General features: G+C 34.4%; 5 protein-coding genes. All 5 read right to left on the reverse strand.

Annotated elements, in window-relative coordinates:
* Positions 1-202: 202 nt before the first annotated feature.
* Positions 203-751 carry a hypothetical protein gene (locus NE544_RS11715; protein ID WP_118115070.1) on the reverse strand — a complete coding sequence of 183 codons (549 nt, stop codon included), beginning with the start codon at positions 749-751 and terminating at the stop codon, positions 203-205.
* A gap of 10 nt (positions 752-761) precedes the next feature.
* A complete protein-coding gene (locus NE544_RS11720; RefSeq protein ID WP_256269464.1) occupies positions 762-1343 on the reverse strand; it encodes a hypothetical protein in 582 nt (193 codons plus the stop codon).
* A gap of 139 nt (positions 1344-1482) precedes the next feature.
* The gene (locus tag NE544_RS11725; RefSeq protein ID WP_117995756.1) at positions 1483-2361 is read right to left on the reverse strand and encodes a PTS system mannose/fructose/sorbose family transporter subunit IID; all 879 of its coding nucleotides are present in this window, start codon (positions 2359-2361) and stop codon (positions 1483-1485) included.
* The gene (locus tag NE544_RS11730; protein ID WP_117570702.1) at positions 2351-3142 is read right to left on the reverse strand and encodes a PTS sugar transporter subunit IIC; all 792 of its coding nucleotides are present in this window, start codon (positions 3140-3142) and stop codon (positions 2351-2353) included. The genes NE544_RS11725 and NE544_RS11730 overlap by 11 nt, the downstream gene beginning before the upstream one ends.
* A gap of 23 nt (positions 3143-3165) precedes the next feature.
* Positions 3166-3642 (reverse strand): PTS galactosamine transporter subunit IIB, encoded by a 477-nt coding sequence (agaB, locus tag NE544_RS11735; RefSeq protein ID WP_003863846.1) that lies wholly within the window; start codon positions 3640-3642, stop codon positions 3166-3168.
* Positions 3643-3887 lie beyond the last annotated feature (245 nt).

Consider the following 3887-nt stretch of genomic DNA (forward strand, 5'->3'; position numbering starts at 1 on the left):
TTTTGATAGCTTGAACACCTTCATTATAGAAAGAATGGTGATTATTTTGTATAACATTTTTTGACACCACCCGCATAGCAGGTGGTTTTGTTGTTTTCGCTCGAATCCCTCGCTCAAACTGGCTAAAGCCAAAAGCATAACAAATATTGCGCATCTTATAGATGCGCATTTTTTTTGCAAAAAAAAGGTTCAACCGAACCTTTTACTTACTCTTTCGAGAAATCAATTCTTTAGCATGATATAACGCGAAGATAAATGTTAATGCACTAATTACGTAATTAAGAGTTAACATCCAACCTGTATAGTTTTCATTATATGCATTAATAATAATCAATACAGCTAACGCTAATAATAGAACCATTTTCAAAATGATTTTATTCGTATCTAAAGTTTTAATAGAAGCTTCACTCTTCATTTTTTCATTACACTTAAAGTTTTCAATACGAACTAAGTTTTTCAAGAATCGTCTAAATCTAAATTCTAAAAATCCATATACTGCAACACCAACTAAAACACATAACCAGATAGGCATATCAAACATCAACATCAAAATGAATCCGATAGCTCCCATCACAAAGCGCATACTGAATTGTTTATATCGATCTTCATTATTTGCCAAAATATATCCAGTTTTAGAAAACACATCATAATATACCGCTCTTCCACGTTCATCTTTATAAACATGCCAACCAGATACATTACCCTTTAAATCAGTTTCCTGTTTTTTTCTTGTCTTTCTTCCTTCTGCCATAACTATCTCCTTACCACTCAACTACTTCTTCTAGTTCTTCTTTTTTTAGATTTTGTCGTTTCTCTTCTTCTTTAAAATCAACATAATCTGTATATGGTGTCAGACAACCATTATCCTGCGGTTGATCATGACCATCCATATGTACCATTATTTTGTCAAGAATATCGGTTTGTGTCAACTTTTCTCCAACTTTTGAAGCCTTCAAAAAACTTGGAGCACGACCAATCTCCATAAACATCGTTTCTAATTCAGCATAATCTGCTGTATGAATACCTTCTGTAAAATATTCTAATTCCTGTAGCATCATTTTGCAGAAAGTTTTCACATCACGCATATCAACATTGCCTCTAAAAATAATGAAAACCTTATGATCATTTGTCACTTTTAAAGGTTGAGACATAGTGAACTTATTCTGGATTGCCTTATAAACCTCTTCCCTTGTCTCGTCCATATACTCTAAGTAATAAGGTTTATCCTCTAATTCCTTATTATTATATATATTGAAATAAATTGTATTGTATACTCCACAATGTCTAAAAATTGTTCCTTTAACACTTGTTGCATAAAGAACAGGATATTTTTTATCAGCCATAATTTGTACCTCCTTAATTTCATTTTTAAATCATTAAAAAAATTTTTTAATGACCTAAAAATAAAATTAAAGGTTGTAAGGATATAATCCGTTACAACCTTATATTTGAGAGAAAATATTCTAACTTCGTTAGACTAGCCTACGCAACTACTGACCATGGAACTGGTACTAGAGGTGTATATGAACCTGCCCAGATTCCGAATGCAGCTCCAACAATACCGATTACTAAGAATAATGCGATACATTTTACTGGAGTCCAGTTTTTCTTCTTAATCAATACATAGCACATCATAGTGAATGCGAATGCGATTAAGCAAGGTAAAATCATATTTAAGTAGTTTTGGATAACAATTGGATCACCTTCACCATTAGCGATTGAGATACCTAATTTAGTTCCTCCACCATAGTTAGAAATTAAAGCACCAACAACGAATACACCTAATACACTAGCAGCGTGAGTGAATGCTTTAGCGTTAGCAGTCATCATCTTAACAGCAGTTAAACCTAAGTTGTATGACCAATACATTAAAGCATAACGTAATACCATTTCAACACCGAATGCGATAACGAAGTATAAGATTGGTCCCATGATACTTCCATCAATAGCCATATTTGCAGTTAAACCAGCAGTGATAGGAATTAATGTATACCAGAACAATGCATCACCAATACCACCTAATGGAGCAGCTGTTGAGATACGTACAGAACGAATTGTCTGAATATCTGTTTTTTGTTGTTCCATTGATAATACGATACCCATAACGAATGTTACGAAGAATGGGTGAGTATTAAGGAAATCCATGTTGTGAGTCATAGATGCAGCTAAGTCATCTTTATTTGTGTGGATTTTTTCCAAACCTGGTAAAATAGCCCATAACCAACCAGCAGATTGCATACGTTCGTAGTTGAACGCAGCCTGTAATTGGCAAGAACGCCATACCATTTTATTTAAAGTTTGTTTATCTAATCTTGCAGCAGGAGTAGTATCCTTGTAAGAAGTCATTGCATTAGATTCCATCACTTACACCTCCCTGCGCAGCTTTTGTTTCAATAGAAGTAATCTTGAAGTCTAATAATGCGATTGCAACACCGATGAATGCAACTAAGATCAAGCAAGCAGAAGCAGTAGCTTCAACGTTACCAAATAGCAATGCAGTTGCAAAACCACCTAGTAACCATCCCCACAAGTCGTTAGAAAGCATAATCTTTAACAATACAGCGAAACCTACGAAACGCATCATTCCACCGGCAGCACTTAAACCACCCATGAACCAGCTTGCGTTTTCACTTAAGCTTTGTAATGCACCAGAAGCAGCAGTTCCACCAACATATGCTAAAATAGCGATTACAGCAAATAAAGTACCTAAGATAGCCATAGAAGTATTACATACAGCTGTAATTCCTTTAGGGTTAGCTTCATTAGCAGCTTTATCAGCTTTAGCCATTAAACCAGACATGATTGTAAATGTTAATGTTACAACGTATTGTCCGAATGTAGCGAAAATCATACAAGCTCCTAAAGCAGCATTAATGTCCATTTTTGCTTTAACAGCGAAAATCATAGCAACAACTGATCCTAATACAGCGTTAGGAGGCTGTGCTCCACCAACTGGCATGTTACCAACCATCATTAACTCATATGTACCACCAACAACTAAGCCAGTGTTTACATCACCTAAGATTGCACCAATAATTGGACAAGCAATGATAGGACGATAAACGATTTCAGTTAATGAGAATTGGTCGATGGCAAAAAAGAATGTTACAATTGCCAATAACACAATTTCTACAATATTCATTTTTCATTTTCTCCTTTTTTGGATTAGCTCCAAAGTTTATTAATATCTTCAGGTGCGATGTCAGGGACACGTTGAATTTCTAATTCAACACCTAATTCTTGCAATTTCTTGAATGCAGCAACATCATCGTCATTTACAGCTACTGTAGTAGCGACTTGACGTTTACCTTCAGACATGTGCATATTTCCAATATTACATTTTTTAATTGGAACACCACCCTCAACTAGACGTAATACATCTTGAGGTGTTTCACAAATGATGAAGATTTTTTGAGCAGGACTTGCTTTTCCAATAATGTCGATTGTCTTCTGAATTGAGAAGTAACGAGTCTGAGCATAAGCTGGAGCAGCCATGTTCATCAAACCTTGACGGAATTCATCTTTTGCGACAGCGTCATTTGCAACTAATAATAAGTTAGCTCCTAGAACTCCACTCCATTGAGTTGCAACTTGACCGTGAATCAAACGATTGTCGATTCTTGTTAATAAGATATTTGGCATATTCTCTCTCCTTCCTGATAGCGCTTTCTTCCTTAAAGAATAACTATCTTGACTATATTATACATTTTCTATTCATAATTTCTTTACACATTTTAAGCAAATGTTTGCACTTTTTAGTAATTTTTTATTATTTATCACTAACAATTATAAAAATTGGCAAAAAAAACACATATTTATCACAAAATCACATTTAAAAAGTAAGCGCCAAATAAAATGATGTAGTTAAATAAATGAAAAAGAATCAG

Source organism: Holdemanella sp. MSK.7.32 (assembly GCF_024460475.1).
Taxonomy (GTDB): domain Bacteria; phylum Bacillota_I; class Bacilli_A; order Erysipelotrichales; family Erysipelotrichaceae; genus Holdemanella.